Source organism: Haemophilus sp. THUN1692, assembly GCF_059704395.1.
Genome location: NZ_AP046579.1, coordinates 1,399,550 through 1,416,817, shown reverse-complemented (window position 1 = coordinate 1,416,817; position 17,268 = coordinate 1,399,550). Strand labels below are relative to the sequence as shown.

The 17,268-nt window shown below is 38.4% G+C and carries 23 protein-coding genes; 10 read left to right on the top strand and 13 right to left on the bottom strand.

Annotation, left to right across the window (positions count from 1 at the left end; genetic code table 11):
• Positions 1-30: 30 nt before the first annotated feature.
• Complete coding sequence (gene deoC, locus AC6H0A_RS07130) at positions 31-702, bottom strand: deoxyribose-phosphate aldolase (protein ID WP_005643159.1); 672 nt, start codon at positions 700-702, stop codon at positions 31-33.
• A 110-nt stretch (positions 703-812) separates the two neighbouring features.
• On the opposite strand from deoC, the gene AC6H0A_RS07125 reads away from it, so the two are divergent.
• Together AC6H0A_RS07125 and rfaD are read left to right on the top strand one after the other, a co-directional pair.
• On the top strand, positions 813-1,316 hold the full coding sequence (locus AC6H0A_RS07125) for a protein disulfide oxidoreductase (protein ID WP_005643157.1): 504 nt from the start codon (positions 813-815) through the stop codon (positions 1,314-1,316).
• A gap of 52 nt (positions 1,317-1,368) precedes the next feature.
• Entirely contained in the window at positions 1,369-2,295 is a 927-nt protein-coding gene (gene rfaD, locus AC6H0A_RS07120; protein ID WP_005643155.1) for an ADP-glyceromanno-heptose 6-epimerase, read from the top strand.
• A 50-nt stretch (positions 2,296-2,345) separates the two neighbouring features.
• Here rfaD and xylB read toward each other — a convergent pair whose 3' ends face one another.
• Complete coding sequence (gene xylB / locus AC6H0A_RS07115) at positions 2,346-3,827, bottom strand: xylulokinase (protein ID WP_044233270.1); 1,482 nt, start codon at positions 3,825-3,827, stop codon at positions 2,346-2,348.
• A gap of 56 nt (positions 3,828-3,883) precedes the next feature.
• Positions 3,884-5,203 (bottom strand): xylose isomerase, encoded by a 1,320-nt coding sequence (gene xylA / locus AC6H0A_RS07110; RefSeq protein ID WP_005643152.1) that lies wholly within the window; start codon positions 5,201-5,203, stop codon positions 3,884-3,886.
• Between the two features lie 212 nt (positions 5,204-5,415).
• On the opposite strand from xylA, the gene AC6H0A_RS07105 reads away from it, so the two are divergent.
• From AC6H0A_RS07105 to rfaC, 8 genes are all read left to right on the top strand, one after another.
• Complete coding sequence (locus AC6H0A_RS07105; protein ID WP_070047072.1) at positions 5,416-6,588, top strand: MalY/PatB family protein; 1,173 nt, start codon at positions 5,416-5,418, stop codon at positions 6,586-6,588.
• A gap of 1 nt (position 6,589) precedes the next feature.
• Positions 6,590-7,996, top strand: coding sequence for a Na+/H+ antiporter NhaC (gene nhaC / locus AC6H0A_RS07100; protein ID WP_179230832.1), 1,407 nt, complete (start codon positions 6,590-6,592; stop codon positions 7,994-7,996).
• Between the two features lie 111 nt (positions 7,997-8,107).
• Positions 8,108-9,271, top strand: a complete 1,164-nt coding sequence (locus tag AC6H0A_RS07095; protein ID WP_005643144.1) for a XylR family transcriptional regulator — start codon at positions 8,108-8,110, stop codon at positions 9,269-9,271.
• 75 nt (positions 9,272-9,346) lie between these two features.
• The gene (gene waaF, locus AC6H0A_RS07090) at positions 9,347-10,390 is read left to right on the top strand and encodes a lipopolysaccharide heptosyltransferase II (protein ID WP_005643141.1); all 1,044 of its coding nucleotides are present in this window, start codon (positions 9,347-9,349) and stop codon (positions 10,388-10,390) included.
• Between the two features lie 17 nt (positions 10,391-10,407).
• The gene (locus tag AC6H0A_RS07085; protein WP_253181228.1) at positions 10,408-10,722 is read left to right on the top strand and encodes a hypothetical protein; all 315 of its coding nucleotides are present in this window, start codon (positions 10,408-10,410) and stop codon (positions 10,720-10,722) included.
• 135 nt (positions 10,723-10,857) lie between these two features.
• Entirely contained in the window at positions 10,858-10,992 is a 135-nt protein-coding gene (locus AC6H0A_RS07080; protein WP_256867588.1) for a hypothetical protein, read from the top strand.
• 26 nt (positions 10,993-11,018) lie between these two features.
• The gene (locus tag AC6H0A_RS07075; RefSeq protein WP_005643140.1) at positions 11,019-11,924 is read left to right on the top strand and encodes a DMT family transporter; all 906 of its coding nucleotides are present in this window, start codon (positions 11,019-11,021) and stop codon (positions 11,922-11,924) included.
• Complete coding sequence (gene rfaC / locus AC6H0A_RS07070; RefSeq protein ID WP_005643138.1) at positions 11,921-12,877, top strand: lipopolysaccharide heptosyltransferase RfaC; 957 nt, start codon at positions 11,921-11,923, stop codon at positions 12,875-12,877. Before AC6H0A_RS07075 ends, rfaC begins: the two co-directional genes overlap by 4 nt.
• A 206-nt stretch (positions 12,878-13,083) precedes the next feature.
• Here the strand turns inward: rfaC and AC6H0A_RS07065 are convergent, their stop codons facing one another.
• From AC6H0A_RS07065 to AC6H0A_RS07020, 10 genes are read right to left on the bottom strand one after another with little or no spacing between them, the layout of a single operon-like run.
• On the bottom strand, positions 13,084-13,458 hold the full coding sequence (locus AC6H0A_RS07065) for a Mor transcription activator family protein (RefSeq protein WP_497512608.1): 375 nt from the start codon (positions 13,456-13,458) through the stop codon (positions 13,084-13,086).
• A 3-nt stretch (positions 13,459-13,461) separates the two neighbouring features.
• Positions 13,462-13,848, bottom strand: a complete 387-nt coding sequence (locus tag AC6H0A_RS07060; RefSeq protein ID WP_044232395.1) for a regulatory protein GemA — start codon at positions 13,846-13,848, stop codon at positions 13,462-13,464.
• Positions 13,845-14,231 carry a hypothetical protein gene (locus AC6H0A_RS07055; protein ID WP_179230943.1) on the bottom strand — a complete coding sequence of 129 codons (387 nt, stop codon included), beginning with the start codon at positions 14,229-14,231 and terminating at the stop codon, positions 13,845-13,847. The genes AC6H0A_RS07060 and AC6H0A_RS07055 overlap by 4 nt, the downstream gene beginning before the upstream one ends.
• Positions 14,207-14,686 carry an HI_1489 N-terminal domain-containing protein gene (locus tag AC6H0A_RS07050; protein ID WP_005640641.1) on the bottom strand — a complete coding sequence of 160 codons (480 nt, stop codon included), beginning with the start codon at positions 14,684-14,686 and terminating at the stop codon, positions 14,207-14,209. Before AC6H0A_RS07050 ends, AC6H0A_RS07055 begins: the two co-directional genes overlap by 25 nt.
• A gap of 50 nt (positions 14,687-14,736) precedes the next feature.
• Positions 14,737-14,895, bottom strand: coding sequence for a hypothetical protein (locus AC6H0A_RS07045; protein WP_005640642.1), 159 nt, complete (start codon positions 14,893-14,895; stop codon positions 14,737-14,739).
• Positions 14,892-15,113, bottom strand: coding sequence for an ANR family transcriptional regulator (locus AC6H0A_RS07040; RefSeq protein ID WP_005640643.1), 222 nt, complete (start codon positions 15,111-15,113; stop codon positions 14,892-14,894). The genes AC6H0A_RS07045 and AC6H0A_RS07040 overlap by 4 nt, the downstream gene beginning before the upstream one ends.
• Positions 15,113-15,634 carry a host-nuclease inhibitor Gam family protein gene (locus AC6H0A_RS07035; RefSeq protein WP_005640644.1) on the bottom strand — a complete coding sequence of 174 codons (522 nt, stop codon included), beginning with the start codon at positions 15,632-15,634 and terminating at the stop codon, positions 15,113-15,115. Before AC6H0A_RS07035 ends, AC6H0A_RS07040 begins: the two co-directional genes overlap by 1 nt.
• The gene (locus AC6H0A_RS07030; RefSeq protein WP_044232398.1) at positions 15,627-15,860 is read right to left on the bottom strand and encodes a hypothetical protein; all 234 of its coding nucleotides are present in this window, start codon (positions 15,858-15,860) and stop codon (positions 15,627-15,629) included. The genes AC6H0A_RS07035 and AC6H0A_RS07030 overlap by 8 nt, the downstream gene beginning before the upstream one ends.
• On the bottom strand, positions 15,853-16,056 hold the full coding sequence (locus AC6H0A_RS07025; RefSeq protein ID WP_005640647.1) for a hypothetical protein: 204 nt from the start codon (positions 16,054-16,056) through the stop codon (positions 15,853-15,855). The genes AC6H0A_RS07030 and AC6H0A_RS07025 overlap by 8 nt, the downstream gene beginning before the upstream one ends.
• Positions 16,057-16,064: 8 nt before the next feature.
• A complete protein-coding gene (locus AC6H0A_RS07020) occupies positions 16,065-17,237 on the bottom strand; it encodes an AAA family ATPase (protein WP_005640649.1) in 1,173 nt (390 codons plus the stop codon).
• Positions 17,238-17,268: the final 31 nt, after the last annotated feature.

Genomic DNA, 17,268 nt, shown 5'->3' with positions numbered 1-17,268 from the left:
GTGGTGAGAATACCACGCGTGAAAGGGGGGCTAGTAAGTGCTTTGGGTATCTTGCGTGCCACTAATAATTGCAATGCCCGCACTTGCACCAATGCGTGTCGCACCCGCTTTAATCATTGCAAGTGCTGTTTCAGTATCACGCACGCCGCCTGATGCTTTAACGCCAATATTGCCGACCGTTTGTTTCATCAATGCAACATCTTCTACGGTCGCCCCGCCTTTATTGAAGCCTGTTGATGTTTTAACAAAAGTCACACCGATTTCTTTACAAATTTCACAGGCTTTCACTATTTCATCTTTAGTGAGCAAACAAGTTTCTAAAATCACTTTTAATGGTGTGCCATTACAAGCATTAAACACCGCTTGAATATCTTGTTTTACTGCATCCCATTTTTGCGATTTTATCCAACCTACATTAATTACCATATCAATTTCATCTGCGCCCGCTTTAATGGATTCTTGTGTTTCAAATGCTTTGACTGAGGTTAAATTGGCACCCAAAGGGAAGCCAACTACGGTACAAATTTTTACATTTGAGCCAGTAAGTTTTTCTTTAGCGAGTGGAATATAACCAGAATTGATACATACAGAATAAAATCCGTGTTCAATCGCTTCATTACAGAGTGTCGAAATATCTTGTTCATTTTTTTCTGCGGTAAGTGCAGTGTGATCGATATATTGAGCAAGTTGATTCGGTGTCATTATTTTCCTCCTTTTATTTATGTTTTACCTATTGTAGCAAAAATTCCTTATTTTTGACTGTGCTTTTATGCTTGATTACAATCATCTCAATGCGATAAGGAATAAAGAAAATGAAGATTAAAAAACTACTTAAGAATGGATTATCCCTCTTTTTAACTTTTATTGTGATGAGTAGCATACTGGATTTTGTTCGTCGTCCTGTGGTACCAGAGGAAATAAATAAAATCACACTACAAGATCTTCAAGGGAACTCTTTTTCTCTTGAACGTCTAGATCAAAATAAAGCGACGTTGCTTTATTTTTGGGGAACTTGGTGTGGCTATTGTCGCTATACTTCGCCGGTAATTAATTCTTTAGCGAAAGAAGGCTATCAAGTTGTGTCGGTGGCGTTACGCTCAGGCAATGAGGCGGAAGTAAATGATTATTTAAGTAAAAATGACTACCACTTCACTACAGTGAATGACCCGAAAGGCGAGTTTGCAAAACAATGGCAAATTAATGTGACACCGACAATTGTGCTGTTGAGTAAAGGCAAAATGGATCTTGTTACGACAGGCCTCACGAGTTATTGGGGATTAAAAGTGCGGTTGTTTTTCACAGAGTTTTTTGGATAAGCGGTAGAAAATCTATTACAATACGCAGACTTATTTTAAAGAGGACAGAATTATGATTATCGTAACAGGTGGCGCAGGTTTTATTGGCAGCAATATTGTCAAAGCATTAAATGATTTAGGGCGTAAAGATATTTTAGTGGTGGATAACTTAAAAGATGGCACAAAATTCGCAAATTTAGTTGATTTAGATATTGCAGATTATTGTGATAAAGAAGATTTCATTGCTTCTATTATCGCAGGAGACGAATTTGGTAATATTGATGCAGTATTCCACGAGGGGGCATGTTCTGCGACTACGGAATGGGATGGCAAATACATTATGCACAATAACTATGAATATTCTAAAGAGTTGTTGCACTATTGTCTTGATCGCAAAATCCCTTTCTTTTATGCCTCAAGCGCAGCAACTTATGGCGATACAAAAATATTTCGTGAGGAACGTGAATTTGAAGGCCCATTAAATGTGTATGGCTATTCTAAATTCTTGTTCGATCAATATGTGCGCAATATTTTGCCTGAAGCAAAATCGCCAGTATGTGGTTTCCGTTATTTCAATGTTTACGGGCCGCGTGAAAATCATAAAGGTTCTATGGCGAGCGTAGCATTCCACTTGAATAACCAAATCTTAAAAGGCGAAAATCCAAAATTATTTGCAGGCAGCGAACACTTCCGCCGTGATTTTGTTTATGTGGCCGATGTGGCTGCAGTGAATATTTGGTGTTGGCAAAATGGTATTTCTGGTATTTACAACCTTGGTACAGGAAATGCAGAAAGTTTCCGTGCGGTGGCTGATGCAGTAGTGAAATTCCACGGTAAAGGCGAGATTGAAACTATTCCATTCCCAGAGCATTTGAAATCTCGTTATCAAGAATATACTCAAGCAGATTTGACTAAACTTCGCTCAACAGGCTACGATAAACCATTCAAAACAGTCGCCGAAGGCGTGGCTGAATATATGGCGTGGTTGAATAGAAAATAAATTATTAATGTAGTAAATCCCCTATAGCTTATCGGTATAGGGGATTTTATTTAATATAATTTTGATAAATGTGTTAAATAACGCTCATAAGCACTTTGATAATTTTTCACCTGTGATAAGTTGGGATAAGCTTTTGAGTTTTCATCTAAGTGAATGAAGGTTTCGCATAAAAATTCCAGTTCTCCTTCTCCATTTGCCCACATAGCTTGAATTGCTCCTCCTAATGCAGCAGCTTCTTCTTCCTGCAAACATACCACTTCAGAATTCATCACATCGGCAATCATTTGCCGCCAAAATGAGCTTTTTGCGCCACCTCCAATTAGGCGAATGTGTGAGGTTTTGAGCCCAGCTTGACGAAATAAATCTAAACCATAGCGAAGCGTAAAAGTGGCACTTTCCATCATTGCTCGACAAAGATTTTCTCGTGTGAAATTACTTGAGTCTAATCCTAAAATGCTCGCTTTTGTATTGGGTAAAGGAGGAACTCTTTCACCATTAAAGAATGGCAAAATAGTGATGCCATTCGCGCCGATAGGTGCTTGTTGAGCAAGTTGATTTAATTCTTCAATATCAATATTGAGCAAATTCATTAGCTGTTTATTTGAGGAGGTTATATTCATCACACAAACCAGTGGTAACCAGCCATTATTACTTGAACAAAAATTTGCGATCATTGGTGGTAAATTAAGTAATGGCTTTTGCGTATAAGCATACAAGGTACCAGAAGTACCGAGACTCATCGTAGCAATCCCTTCTCGAATATTTCCTGTACCAATTGCTCCCATCATATTATCGCCTCCACCTGTGGATACTATGACATTCTCATTAAAACCAAATAAAGTCGCAATTTTGGGTTTAATCACACCAATTTTTTGTTCGGCAGAAAGTAATTTAGGTAACACTTCATCCATATTTAATTCTGGCGCAAGATATTTGAAGACCTCTCTCTTCCACTCTCTTTTCACAACATCGAAATAACCACTACCAGAAGCATCACCAAATTCACTGTAGAATTTTCCTGTTAGCCAATAATTTAGATAATCATGTGGCAGCATGATTTTTCGAATATTGGCAAATTTATCAGGATAATTTTGACGAAACCAACTCAGTTTTGAAGCCGTGTAACCAGTTTGGCAAATGATGCCTAATTTTTCAAATACGGCTGTTTGTCCGCCTAATTTTTCGATCAGTATATCATTTTCCGTAGCGGTTTCTGTATCACACCAAAGCTTAGCCTTATATAGCGGACGATCATTTTTATCTAACATTACCAGTCCATGTTGTTGTCCTGAAATGCCTATTCCCTTCACTAATTTAGGTGAAAAGTGCGGTGAATTTTTTGCTTGTTTCAATGCAATTTGTAATGATTGTTGTAATGCGTCAATCCACCAATTTGGTTTTTGTTCACGTCTTCCATTGGATTGTGTAATTAATTCATGTTTTGCGTAACCAGCTCCAATCACTTTTTTTTGGACAGAATCAAGCACTATCGCCTTTGTCCCTTGTGTGCCACAATCAATTCCGATATACATAATGTCTCCTAAAATAAAAAAGTGCGGTGAAATACAACCGCACTTTTGCTTCATTTTTAGCTATAAATAACTTGATTTACCAAATTTTCCAAATATTCTTGCTGACCTGAAACTGGTTTTGGATCTAAATCTTTTTGTTGGACAAGTTGCGCAAGTGTTTCAAGTGAAGTTTTGCCTTGCAAAATATGCTGGCCAAGTTCACTATTCCAACCTGCATAGCGTTCATTTACAATTTTTTGTAAGGTTTCCTCTTGTAACATTTTTGCTGCACGTTTTAAGGATAATGCCAATACATCAATTGCACCGATATGAGCGTAAAATAAATCATAAGGATCAATACTTTGTCGGCGAATTTTCGCATCAAAATTAAAACCTCCATTAGTAAAGCCACCGTGTTTTAAAATTTCATACATAACTAACGTGTTTTCTTCAACACTATTTGGGAATTGGTCGGTATCCCAGCCTAATTGTGGATCGCCACGATTAGCATCAATTGAGCCAAAAATATCTAATGCACAAGCTGTTGCAATTTCATGTTGAAAGGTATGTCCAGCAAGTGTCGCGTGGTTCGCTTCAATATTAACTTTAATTTCTTTTTCTAAACCAAATTGTTTTAGGAAACCATACACTGTTGCCACATCATAATCATATTGATGTTTAGTTGGTTCTTGCGGTTTTGGTTCAATTAATAATGTACCTTTAAACCCAATTTTATGCTTATGTTCTACCACCATTTGCATAAAACGACCAATTTGTTCACGTTCACGTTTCAAATCGGTATTCAATAAAGTTTCATATCCCTCACGTCCCCCCCATAATACGTAATTTTCTCCACCTAAACGTTGAGTGGCATTCATCGCATTAAACACTTGTGTTGCAGCCCACGCAAAAACCTCTGGATTAGGATTAGTTGCTGCACCAGACATATAACGAGGATTAGTAAAACAATTTGCAGTTCCCCATAAGAGTTTTACACCCGTTTCTACTTGTTTGCGTTCTAAAATATCAACAATATGATGAAAATTTTGTACATATTCCCGCACTGAATTACCTTCAGGTGCAATATCGACATCATGAAAACAATAATAAGGCACGCCTAACTTATTCAAAAACTCAAAAGCAATATCGGCTTTTTGTTCTGCGCCAGCAAGCAAATTTGGATTTTTCTGCCAACTTCGCTCCAAAGAACCTAGCCCAAACATATCATTTCCATTCCAGCAAAAGGTATGCCAATAACACACAGCTAAGCGTAAGTGTTCAGCCATAGTTTTACCTAAAATTACTTGATTAGCATCATAATGTTTGAAAGCAAAAGGATTTGTGGATTTTTCTCCCTCAAAGGAGATTTTTTCAATTTTATCGAAATAGGTTGTCATAACATTTTCCTCTCTAGATGATGAAATTTTTCGTATTTTTGTGAAAAACTAGCTTTTCATCAATTATGTTATTTAATTTTTCTATGTTGATTATTTGCAACTGTGGAGTGGATCACAGTTGTAAAAAAACGTAATAGATAAAGTAGTTTTAGTAATTTTAATTATTTTCTTCTTTGACTAAAGTAAATTTGTCTTATACATCAGGAGGAATAATGAATAATTTTTATAATTTTGATGTGATTATTGATCGCCTAAATACATTTAGTGCTAAATGGAATGTAGATAATGATATTATTCCAATGTCTGTTGCGGATATGGATATTCCAGCACCTCAAGTGATGATAGATGAATTAGAAAAATTTAATCGTTTAGGAATTTATGGTTATACTGAATTACCAGCCGACTATCACAAGATAATCAGTGATTATATTTTCGAACAATATCATTATTCTGTTCTATCTGAAAAAATTGTATTTTGCCCAAGAATAATACAAGCTATATCTATTTATATACGAGCGTTTACAAAAGAAACTGATGGAATATGCATTTTATCACCTTCATATAGTCCAATATTAAACACGATAAAATTAAATGACAGAAAATTATATAAATGTCCTTTGGTTTATGAGAATAGAAAGTATCATATTGATTTTAATTTATTAGAGGAATGTTTTGAACATTCTAAAATATTTGTTTTAATTTCTCCCCATAATCCAACTGGAACGATTTGGAACAAAGAAGTCCTTATTAAAATTATAAACTTAGCTAAAAAACATAATGTATTTATAATTTCCGATGATGTTCATGCAGACTTTACACTAACAAATGACTCTCACTATCTAATATCATCATTAGATGAATGGGTAGCAAATCACGCAATGATCTGTTTATCCCCAGCAAAAACTTTTAATATTCCTGGATTGGAAATAGCTAACCTAATTATTGAGAATAAAGAAATTCGAGAAAAATTTATAAAAGAAATGATAGCATTAGGTATACATAATCCAAATTATTTCTCTATACCAGCTATTATTTCGTTATATAAATATTGTACTGACTGGGTAATCTGTCTAAAAGAATACATAAAGAATAATAAGAAGATAGTAAAAGAATTTTTCAATGAGTATATTCCATTATTAGATATTACTGAAAGTGATGGAACTTATTTACTTTGGATAAACTATAAAAAGCTAAGTATAAATGAAAATGAATTAGCTTATTGGATTAATAATTTATCAAGAGTAAAAGTATCTTTGGGGAGTGAATTTGGTAAAGAGGGAGACGGTTTCTTTCGTATGAATGTCGCTATGCCTAGAGAAAAATTATTAGAAGCATTGAATCGAATTAAAAATGGGTTTTGTTTATTAAATAATAGGGAGATTTAATATGAAAACCACTTATCGCACAAGAATGCCAACAACATTAGAAGCTTTTTCACCAATCATAGTGATGCTATTACTGTTAGGGTTTGGGTATGCTTTATTTGATTTGCCAGCAGAGCCATTAATGATTATTTCAACGGTATTTGCTGGTTTTTTAGTTATTAAATTAGGTCATTGCTATTTAGATATTTTAGACGCCATTTCAGAAAAAATAGCTAAAACAATGCCTGCGCTATTAATTTTAATTACTGTAGGATTATTAATTGGAACTTGGATTAGTGGAGGAACAATTCCTATGATGATCTACTACGGACTAAAAGCGATATCACCTGAATATCTTTATGTGACAGCCTTATTCCTTACTGCTATTGTTTCCATTTGTACTGGAACCTCTTGGGGGTCAGCAGGGACTGTTGGTGTGGCATTTATGGGCGTTGCGATTGGATTAGACGCCAATTTAGCTGCTACGGCAGGTGCTGTGGTCGCTGGTGCGTATTTTGGAGATAAATTATCACCATTATCTGATACAACCAATATTGCATCTGCAGCTGCTGGTGTAGATTTATATGAGCATATTGCTCACTTACTTTACACAACATTACCATCTTTTATTCTTTCGGCTACTGTCTATGTTGTATATGGCTTAAACTACGATTTTTCTAATGTGGCCACTCCAGAAAAAGTAAATACAATGATTCATGAGTTAGAGCAAGTTTATCATTTTAACTTTCTATTACTCATTCCTGTCGCTATTGTATTATGGGGATCTATTACTAAGAAACCGACTATTCCAGTGATGTTATTCTCAGCATTTATCGCAATTATTAATGCTATCGTAATTCAAAAATTCTCTCTATCTGATGTGATTAATAGCGCAGTTAATGGATTTGATACCTCAATGATTCACCATACTTCAGTTAGCTCTGATTTAAGTCGTTTGTTGAATCGTGGTGGAATGAACTCAATGATGGGAACACTATTAATTTGCTTCTGTGCATTGTCATTTGCTGGTGTATTACAATTGAGCGGTGCATTAACCGTGATTATTCAAAAATTACTCACCTTTGTTCATTCAACTCTTTCTTTGATTATTACAACGATTCTTTGCGGTCTAACAATGATTGGGGTTACTTGTAATGGGCAAATTTCTATTCTAATTCCAGGAGAAATGCTTAAAGATGCGTATGTAGAAAAAGGATTACATCCCAAAAATTTAAGTCGAACAGCAGAAGACTCCGCAACAATTATCGAACCTATTTTGCCATGGACTGCCGCAGGTGCATATATGGCAGGTACATTAGGTGTTGCAACATTGTCTTATTTACCTTGGGCAATTTTATGTTGGAGCGGTATTATCTTTGCTATTATTTATGGTGCAAGTGGAATAGGTATTGCGAAGCTAAAAAAATAAATGTGGTATTGGATATAAAAATGGCCAGTTATTCTGGCTATTTTTATCTTGAAGCTAAATATCTTTTCTATTATAACTTAAATAGCAATTTCCCATAGATAAGGATATAAAATGACGGAACAATACTACAAAATTGCCCTCTTATTTAATGCAAACAAAGTATATGATCGGCAGGTGGTGGAGGGTATTGGACAATATATTCAGGCATCGCAATGTATGTGGGATATTTTTGTAGAAGATGAATTTATCTATCATACTGATACCATTAATCAACTTTCTATTGATGGCATTATTGCAGACTTTGATGACCCAAAAACTGTTGAATTATTGCAACACACTCTTATTCCTACTATAGCAGTTGGTGGATCTTATAAACAAGCTGATTTTTATCCGCACTTTCCTTATGTAGCAACAGATAATATGACATTGGTTGAAATGGCTTTATCTCATTTACAGGAGAAAGGACTGTCACAGTTTGCATTTTATGGTTTGCAAGTAAATACTCATAAGCATTGGTCTATAGAACGAAGAGATGCTTTTGTAGAGTTGATGGAGAAAAATCATTACCCTATTTACCTATATGAGGGTGTGCAGGTTCATGCTCAAAATTGGTTGGAAGAGCAACAAAAGCTAATTGTCTGGTTAAAATCTCTTCCTTCTCATACTGGTATTATTGCTGTTACGGATGCGCGTGCTCGTCATTTATTGCAGGCTTGTGAGTACAGTAAAATTGCTGTACCTGAAGAGCTTTGTGTGGTTGGTATTGATAATGAAGAATTGATCCAATATTTATCGCGTGTGTCCCTTTCCTCTGTAGAACAAGGCACGAGAGAGATTGGTTATCAAGCTGCGAAATTATTACACAAATTACTCAATGGTCAAAAAGTTTCACATACCCCTATTTTAATTCCACCGATTACCGTTCACTCTCGAAATTCTACAGATTATCGATCATTAACAGATCCGCTTGTCATTCAAGCAATGCATTATATTCGTCATCGTGCCTGTCATCGAATTAAAGTAGAACAAGTTTTAGATCATCTTGAAACCTCACGTTCTAATCTTGAACAACGTTTTAAGAATGAAATGGATAAAACAATTCACCAAGTCATCCACGAAGAAAAAATTTCCCGAGCAAAGAATTTATTACAACAAACAGATATTTCTATTCAAGAAATTGCTGAGATTTGCGGCTATCCATCAATTCAATATTTTTATTCTGTGTTTAAGAAAGAATTTGGAATGACTCCTAAAGAGTTTCGACTAAATTGTTAAAGGAGCATATTTTTATTCAACTCTGTGTCATAATAACAAGTGTTTTTGACCGCACTTTTATCTGAAAGACAGAAAATGAATATTCTAATTATTGGCCCATCTTGGGTTGGCGATATGATGATGTCGCACAGTTTGTACCAGCAACTGAAAATTCAATATCCAAACTGCAATATTGATGTGATGGCACCGAATTGGTGTAAGCCTTTGCTTGTGCGAATGCCAGAGGTGCGTAAGGCAATTGAAATGCCATTAGGGCATGGGACCTTTGAATTGGGAACGCGTTATCGTTTAGGAAAGTCTTTGCGTGAACAATATGATATGGCGATTATTTTGCCTAATTCATTGAAATCTGCGTTTATTCCTTTCTTTGCAAAAATTGCTCATCGTCGCGGTTGGAAAGGCGAAAGCCGTTACATTTTATTGAATGATTTACGAGCCAATAAAAAAGATTATCCAATGATGGTGCAGCGTTATGTTGCATTGGCTTTTGAAAAAGATGTTGTACCAAAAGCTGATGATATTTCTGTCTTAAAACCCTATTTGACGGTTGAGCCAGCGCAACAAGCTGAAACCTTAAAAAAATTTGAAAAACAAACCGCACTTTTAGGCGAACGTCCAATTATTGGTTTTTGTCCTGGCGCAGAATTTGGCCCTGCAAAACGTTGGCCGCATTATCATTATGCTAAATTGGCAGAAATGCTCATTGAAAAAGGCTATGCGGTAGAATTATTTGGTTCACCAAAAGATGTGGAAGCAGGTGAGCAAATTCGCAATGTATTGCCAGCAGAACTGCAACCATTCTGTTTGAATTTGGCAGGGCAAACGAATCTTAATCAAGCGGTGGATTTAATTGCCAACTGTACGGCAGTAGTGAGCAATGACAGCGGCTTAATGCATATTGCCGCTGCGACAGATCGTCCATTGGTTGCGCTTTATGGCCCTACTAGCCCAACTTATACGCCACCATTATCAGATAAAGCCATGATTATTCGTTTAATTGAAGGCGATTTAATTAAGGTGCGTAAAAGTACAGATAGCTCGGAAGGGTATCATCAAAGTTTGATTGATATTACACCAGAAAAAGTAGCAGAAAAACTGACCGCACTTTTAGAGGTTTGAGAAAGAGAGAATATAAAATGGAAGTGACATATCAACCCGTATTAGATAAAAATGAAGCTAAAGCAGCCCGTAAAATCAGTCGTGATATTTATAAACATAATAAATTTCGCAAGATGATGAGTATTGGCGATTTCTTATTATATTTATTCTTCTTGCTGCCAAGTATTTTTCTTGCTTTTGAACTGATGAATTGGGGAGAGTATTTGTATGATTGCTATGAAAATATCTTAGCCAATTATGCAGGACATATATTATTGCTCATCTCAGTATGTTGTTTTTTCTATGCAGTTTTGCTACGACCTTATTTAAATACCAAAGCTTTTCAAAGCTAAGTATATGAGGAAGCTAATAAGGAAAAAAGAACCATACGAATTCAAGAAGATGGTTTATATTCTGAAATAGCTCTCTGCCAAACTTTATATAATTATCGGTACATTCATCATATTGAAAATCATTATGGTTACTTAATGATTCGAGTTGATACGGGCTTGTTTTTCTTAATTCCTCATTCAGCTTTTCAAGATGATGCTCATCGAGAAGCATTTGAAGCCGTTTTACGAGAAAAAATAAAAGCTTACCAAGCAGAGCCTTTAAGTAAATAGAAGGTCTAACAGGATATGTTAATGATATGAGCCCTCTACGCATCCATTTACAATTAATTGGAATGGTGATTTTATGGGGCGCCTCTTGGCCTTGGGGGCGAGTGGTTGCTCAAGCTATGCCGACATTTGTTGCTTCAAGCGTGCGCTTTTTTTTCGCCATTATTCCACTCATTATTTGGCTATATGCGGCGAATCGTTTCAAATATGCTAAACAACTGCGACTTAATCAATGGGTGGGGTTATTGTTAACTGCTTTGCTTGGGATCTTTGGTTATTCGACTTTCTTTATTTGGGGGTTGAAATATGTTCCAGCAGGGCAAGGAACAATGGTGGTCGCTTCTAACCCCGTCTTTACGATGTTTTTTGCTATTTTATTATTTAAAGAAAAATGGAATCGCTGGGTTGTATTAGGGATGATTATTGCGATTAGCGGTTCTTTGTTAGCCCTGACAAAAGGGAATCCAACTAATCTCTTACAAAATTTTGGATTCGGTCAAATGTTATTGCTTTGTGCTTTAGTTTGTTGGGTTGCTTATACTTTATTGGCTCGTAAAGTATTAATCGGAATTGATTCTCTCACCGCTACCACGATTTCTTCTACTTTTGGTTTTTTCATGCTGACGTTGGCAGCATTATGGACAGAAAGTGCGGAAGATTGGGCAACCGTATTTCAATTAAATGGATCGCAATGGTTTAGTTTACTGGGTCTTGCATTTGGCTCAACGGTATTGGCTTATGCATGGTATTTTGATGGAGTGAAACGCTTAGGGGCAGGCAATGCCTCGGCTTACATTATTCTTGTGCCGATTTTAGGTATTTTATTTTCAGCCGTTTGGTTGAATGAACAGGTGGATTCCTCCTTAATTATTGGAGGCATTTTAGCAGTATTAGGGCTTGGAATTATGCACTGGGGAAGAAGGTTAATTAAATGAAAGTATGTGTGATTAAAACTTCCTCTATGGGGGATGTGATTCATACTTTGCCGGCATTGACTGATGCACAGAGTGCTATTCCTAATCTCTCTATTGATTGGGTGGTGGAAGATAATTTTGCAGAAATCCCACGTTGGCATTCTGCAGTGAATCAAATTATTCCAATTGCTTTGCGCCGTTGGCGAAAATCGCCTTTTTCCATTCAAACAAGAAATGAGTGGAAAAATTACCGCACTTTGTTGCAGGCTGAAAACTATGATGCTGTAATCGATGCGCAAGGGCTCATTAAAAGTGCATTATTTGCAACTCGTTTCGCTCAGGGTGTGAAACATGGCTATGATCGTCAAAGCATTCGAGAGCCGCTAGCATCTTTTTTCTACGATAAAAAATATGCCATTTCTTATCAACAGCATGCGGTGGAACGAATTCGTCAGCTTTTTGCTCTGAGTTTAGGTTATGAATTACCTCAAGTTCAGGGCGATTATGGTATTGTTCGCCATTTTCTTCATCAAACTCCAGAACAAAATTATGTGGTATTCATTCATTCTACAACTCGGACAGATAAGCATTGGGAAGAATCAGAATGGCAAAAATTGATTGAAAAAATTACCGCACTTTCTGATTACGAAATTCGCTTGCCTTGGGGAAATGAACTAGAAAAAGCACGAGCAGAGCGTTTGGCTCAAGTTCATTCTAATGTGATCGTGTTGCCTAAGTTAACTTTAACGGAGCTTACAAAACAGTTTGCGAATGCAAAAGCCGTTGTGTCGGTGGATACAGGTTTGGCGCATTTAACTGCCGCTTTGGATAAGCCCAATATTACGCTTTATGGCGCAACAGATCCTAAATTGATTGGCTGTTATGGTAAAAATCAGCATTACTTATCGGCTAATTCAATGAAAGAAATTTCAGCCGAACAAGTGTTATCACCATTGCTTCCTTTTATTTCATAAAAAATGCTCGCACTTGGCGAGCATTTTTATTTTTTATACTTTCTTAGTCTAAGGTAAACCCACCCAACATAACCCTCACACATAAACCAACATAAATGGGAAAAATTTGGATGAAGTGGGAAGAAATGAGAAAGGCGAAATGAAATAGAGTTACACATAGAGAAAAAGAAAACCCAGCGACTTTTTACGGTCACTGGGTTTGTTTTTTAGGATTGGACAAACATATCGAACTGTCGCTTGGCAATTTCTTCTTTCTGCACGCGTTTGACGATTTTGTAGATCCATTGCAAAGATAAACCATACTTCTTAGCAAGGTAGGCGTGATTATTGCCCGTGAACTCGTTGAAAATTTGCTTTTCACGCTCACAGGCGAAAAGCAACATTGATTTCGGCACATACACATTCAAACCGCCCCAGTTGTAGCCTGTCTTCAATGCTACAATCATACCGATATTTTCCGCGGTTTCCGCATCCATTTCGGGGTAACATTCACGCACCGCCATTACCGTATATTTCGCCAAATCTGCCAATAAATCAGGGGCTTTGGTTTGAAAGTCATTATTGTCAATATTTGGCTTCATTCATCATTTACCTACTCGTTTTTTCCACTGTTTTAACTGCTCAATAATAGATGCCGTTTGCTCACTATCCAGCTCACGCCAGTCTGCAACGTCCGCATAATATCGAGCAACAAACGCATTCAATGCTGCCGAACTGCTTTCCTCAGCTACTACTTTCCATACTGCCCACAATTTCCGCTGAACGGCAGAAAGGTGTGAAACATCATGCGGTAAGCGAATTTTTGCACCTTTTTGTTGCAATATTTTGACCAGTTTCACTAGCTCTGAATAGCTTATATTTTTCGCAGAATTTTGGTAGAATTGTTGAGATAATAGACTTCGATACGTCTCATCGTCCATTCCCAACTGACTTTTCCCAATATGCACCAGCTGCAATAATCGTTTTCTCATCGTTTACCCCTTAAAATTGCTTTCAATCTTTGTAAATTACTTTCCGCTTGTGCCTTTTCCAGTGCCATTTCCAGTGCCATTTCTTCTACACTTTTTGGCGGTGGTGGCGGAAGCTCAGGATATTCACGCTGTGGCAAGGCTTCTAGCAGTTGTTTTGGTGTAGGGAACCAATCACAAGTCTGCCCAAGTGTCATAAATGCCGTCTCAAACCGCACCTTATCCAACTCCATATCCCACGACTTTTTATAAGTGATCACCCGATACCACGCCTCCAGTGTTGGCTGTATCACATCTTCCGTTGGCGAATTTTTTAGACGTAACAGCAATAACATTGCCACGCCTTGAGCTAGCACAGGTTTTAGCCATTGATTGTTTTGCCCCATTCCAACGCTCCTTTAATTGCGTTCATTTTATTGCTTGCAAGCGGTCGATTTTGCTCAGGATTTTGCACAGCCACCGCTGTGCCGATAGGCTTGTAGCCTGCAATAATTTCCAACAAATAACCGTGTGACTTCATAGGCAGGGTAAAATTGACACGGTTCGCCATCATTTGGTTAATGGCATAAATCCACGCCTCAGGCGGTGCAGGAAACTCACGCCCATCACGTTTGATAATCTTAGCCTGTATCATCGGTGTGAGTTCGCCCAGCAAGGTTGCCACACGGTCGAACGTGAGCGAACTTTTCGCAGGACGAAACAGTCCCAAATAACGAATTAAGGCTTCGCCTAACTCACCACTCACCAACAATGCCGCATTTAAGGCATCACTTGCTGCTTTGTTGGCAATCAACGCGTCCAACGAATGCAACGCTCCACACGCACTACATTTCACTTTCATTTTCGGCTCTCCTAATACAAGAAAACCGCCCGAAGGCGGTTTGGTTTATCTTAAAAAATAATGCCGAGTTTCATCAAAATCCCCTTCGCATTACTTACATACACTTTGGCGTATTCCATTTGTTCTTTATCCAGTGATTTTTCAGCCTGTTCCAGCTGAATAATCGCTTGGCGAAGTTGCATTTTTAAGGCTTCTAGTGTGGAAATCATTGTCTTTTCTCCCGTTTACCTTGCCATGTTTTGCAGTAGGTTTTGCGCGTGTTGCACCACTCACGTTGTTTGAGTGTTACCGCTTGCTTTGCTGCTTCTCCCCACAATTCACTAGCTCGGGCATAATTGCCCGAACGTTCCATTGCTGCTGCGGTTTCCGTTGTTTCGCGATAGACTTCTTCTAGAACATTGCGGTCGATTTTCGGTCTTCGCCCCATTAGCGCACCTCCTCATCATTCGGTTTGATGACAAATTCTTCTTCATTTTCCCGAATACTCACACCTGCAATCGCCTTGGCGTTATTCGGGTCAGCAAGCAAGGCTTCTTTGTTCACTTCTTCTTTCACGCGTAAGAACTGAAACAGCCCCAAGTTCTTGATATTTTCAATCACTTTCGCCATCGAACTAATCCCCACCTTCGGCGGTTTGGCACGCCATTGTACTTCGCCGGTGGTAAAGTAAGCCGTCTTCTGTTTGCCGCCGTTAGTGAGTTCTAAACGACGACTTTCACAAAACGCTTGCACCGCCTTTTGTAACGGCTTCACTTGTTCTTTCAGCGAGCTCAATTGTGCCGTGTATTTTTCATCAACCGCTGCTTTCTCATCTGCTTGCTGGGTGGTCAATCGCACCTGCTCACGCTCCAAATCACCAATTTGTTTAATCGCCAACGCCACTTCATCTTGGGTTTGCAAGGCAATTTCTTGTACTTCGCTTTTTACTCTTGTTGCACGTTTAGCCATTTTTTAGTTCCTTACTGATTGTGAGTTTGATTTTTCCGCATTTCTTGCCTAACACGGCTTCCAGTATCGTTTCATTGCCATTTACTGAACCATTAAAATGTGTGATACCGCCAAATAACGCCTGTGTAATCCCATCTCGGTCATCTACGAGCGCTTTTGCTAAGGCTTTACAGCAAATCAGGAAATTTTCAGGATCTTTACGAGTAATAGGTTTCATTTTAGCCATTGTTTGTTACTCCTTTTTGGCAAGTATAAGGATAAAAATCCGCGTTAATTTTGGGGGTTAGGCTGCCGTTGGGCGAGCGGAGGTAAACTACACCGCTGATACAAAGTTCGGCATACGCCCACGTTTGCTTTTGTATCATTCCGTCATCACAGCCAGCCAACAAAAATGCGGTTAAAATTAAGGTTGTTTTTCTCATATCGCCCCCTAAACCTGCATCACTACATCGCCGTTCACTTTCGGCACACCTAAACTTTCTGCCAAGTTCATCGCTGCCGTGAGCAAGTTGTTTACTGCGAGCGGATAAAGCAAACTAGTGGTAGTTTTGTTTCTGCCCACCGCCGTTAAGCGTTGTCGCACCGCTAAAAACGCGTCTTCTTCAAAAATATCGCTGAGTTTTTTGCCGACTTTCGCCAAGCGGAATGCCACATAGTTTTCCAACTCTGCATCAAGGGGTGCGAGTTCCACCACTTCACAGCGTTGTACCACTTCGCGGACTTCGGTATTGCGTTCGGAAAGTTTCAGCTTCAACTCAGGCTGACCAATCAACACAATCGAAATCAGCTTTTTAAAGCCGTCCTCCAACTCAAAAAAGCGTTTCAAGTGTTTAAGCGTCGGAATTGGCAAGGAGTGCGCTTCTTCGATGATGAGCACGTTCGAATAGCCCGATTTACAGCTTTCTTTCAACACTTGGTGCAACTGGCGGAAACGGGCTTCAGGCGAACGCTTCACGCTTTGCAATGGGGCAAGGGTGGAAATAATCGCTTCGGCAATATGGGCTGCTTTCAGCGTTTTGCCCTTGATGTCGTTGTCTTCCATCGCGATGATATACGGCTCAATCACCGCAATCGGGGCGTTTTCGGCACGAATACGGTCAATCAAATCACGGCGCAGGGTCGATTTGCCCGCACCTGATTCTCCCACCACCGCCATAAAGCCACCGTGCTTAGCGGTTTGATAAAGCGACTCCCGTACATAACGAATGTCGCTGGTGGCGAAAACTTCATCAGCCGAGCGAATATCGACGGAAAAAGGGTCAATCGGTAATAAAAAATGTTTCTTAGTGGCTGGAAATAAAGCCTGTTTTGCGAGTAACATAATCTCGTCCTTAATTTCTCGTTTGGTTTTAAGGGCGGAAGCGGCAGGCTCGGTCGCCAAACTTTCCCCTGTCGCTTCCTTTTCTAATAGCGTTGCAAGCGGTTGGTTTATCCCAATTTTTTGCAAAGACACTATTAAACTCTTCTCAAATGTCGTCCACTCCCGCACCCGTTGATTATGGTTTATCAACTGAGAAATGGTCGCAGGCGACACATTCATCATCTGTGCTAACTGCCTTAAGCTCACGCCCTTATCAATCAGCACCTGTTTTAGTTTCAGCATAAAATGCTCCTTCAATAATTTCCCCTCTTTT

What these genes read in the sequence shown, in the direction of transcription:
- deoC (WP_005643159.1), bottom strand. Translation starts at nt 702, where the DNA reads ATGACACCGAATCAACTTGCTCAATATATCGATCACACTGCACTTACC.
- AC6H0A_RS07125 (WP_005643157.1), top strand. Translation starts at nt 813, where the DNA reads ATGAAGATTAAAAAACTACTTAAGAATGGATTATCCCTCTTTTTAACT.
- rfaD (WP_005643155.1), top strand. Translation starts at nt 1,369, where the DNA reads ATGATTATCGTAACAGGTGGCGCAGGTTTTATTGGCAGCAATATTGTC.
- xylB (WP_044233270.1), bottom strand. Translation starts at nt 3,827, where the DNA reads ATGTATATCGGAATTGATTGTGGCACACAAGGGACAAAGGCGATAGTG.
- xylA (WP_005643152.1), bottom strand. Translation starts at nt 5,203, where the DNA reads ATGACAACCTATTTCGATAAAATTGAAAAAATCTCCTTTGAGGGAGAA.
- AC6H0A_RS07105 (WP_070047072.1), top strand. Translation starts at nt 5,416, where the DNA reads ATGAATAATTTTTATAATTTTGATGTGATTATTGATCGCCTAAATACA.
- nhaC (WP_179230832.1), top strand. Translation starts at nt 6,590, where the DNA reads ATGAAAACCACTTATCGCACAAGAATGCCAACAACATTAGAAGCTTTT.
- AC6H0A_RS07095 (WP_005643144.1), top strand. Translation starts at nt 8,108, where the DNA reads ATGACGGAACAATACTACAAAATTGCCCTCTTATTTAATGCAAACAAA.
- waaF (WP_005643141.1), top strand. Translation starts at nt 9,347, where the DNA reads ATGAATATTCTAATTATTGGCCCATCTTGGGTTGGCGATATGATGATG.
- AC6H0A_RS07085 (WP_253181228.1), top strand. Translation starts at nt 10,408, where the DNA reads ATGGAAGTGACATATCAACCCGTATTAGATAAAAATGAAGCTAAAGCA.
- AC6H0A_RS07080 (WP_256867588.1), top strand. Translation starts at nt 10,858, where the DNA reads ATGATTCGAGTTGATACGGGCTTGTTTTTCTTAATTCCTCATTCAGCT.
- AC6H0A_RS07075 (WP_005643140.1), top strand. Translation starts at nt 11,019, where the DNA reads ATGAGCCCTCTACGCATCCATTTACAATTAATTGGAATGGTGATTTTA.
- rfaC (WP_005643138.1), top strand. Translation starts at nt 11,921, where the DNA reads ATGAAAGTATGTGTGATTAAAACTTCCTCTATGGGGGATGTGATTCAT.
- AC6H0A_RS07065 (WP_497512608.1), bottom strand. Translation starts at nt 13,458, where the DNA reads ATGAAGCCAAATATTGACAATAATGACTTTCAAACCAAAGCCCCTGAT.
- AC6H0A_RS07060 (WP_044232395.1), bottom strand. Translation starts at nt 13,848, where the DNA reads ATGAGAAAACGATTATTGCAGCTGGTGCATATTGGGAAAAGTCAGTTG.
- AC6H0A_RS07055 (WP_179230943.1), bottom strand. Translation starts at nt 14,231, where the DNA reads ATGGGGCAAAACAATCAATGGCTAAAACCTGTGCTAGCTCAAGGCGTG.
- AC6H0A_RS07050 (WP_005640641.1), bottom strand. Translation starts at nt 14,686, where the DNA reads ATGAAAGTGAAATGTAGTGCGTGTGGAGCGTTGCATTCGTTGGACGCG.
- AC6H0A_RS07045 (WP_005640642.1), bottom strand. Translation starts at nt 14,895, where the DNA reads ATGATTTCCACACTAGAAGCCTTAAAAATGCAACTTCGCCAAGCGATT.
- AC6H0A_RS07040 (WP_005640643.1), bottom strand. Translation starts at nt 15,113, where the DNA reads ATGGGGCGAAGACCGAAAATCGACCGCAATGTTCTAGAAGAAGTCTAT.
- AC6H0A_RS07035 (WP_005640644.1), bottom strand. Translation starts at nt 15,634, where the DNA reads ATGGCTAAACGTGCAACAAGAGTAAAAAGCGAAGTACAAGAAATTGCC.
- AC6H0A_RS07030 (WP_044232398.1), bottom strand. Translation starts at nt 15,860, where the DNA reads ATGGCTAAAATGAAACCTATTACTCGTAAAGATCCTGAAAATTTCCTG.
- AC6H0A_RS07025 (WP_005640647.1), bottom strand. Translation starts at nt 16,056, where the DNA reads ATGAGAAAAACAACCTTAATTTTAACCGCATTTTTGTTGGCTGGCTGT.
- AC6H0A_RS07020 (WP_005640649.1), bottom strand. Translation starts at nt 17,237, where the DNA reads ATGCTGAAACTAAAACAGGTGCTGATTGATAAGGGCGTGAGCTTAAGG.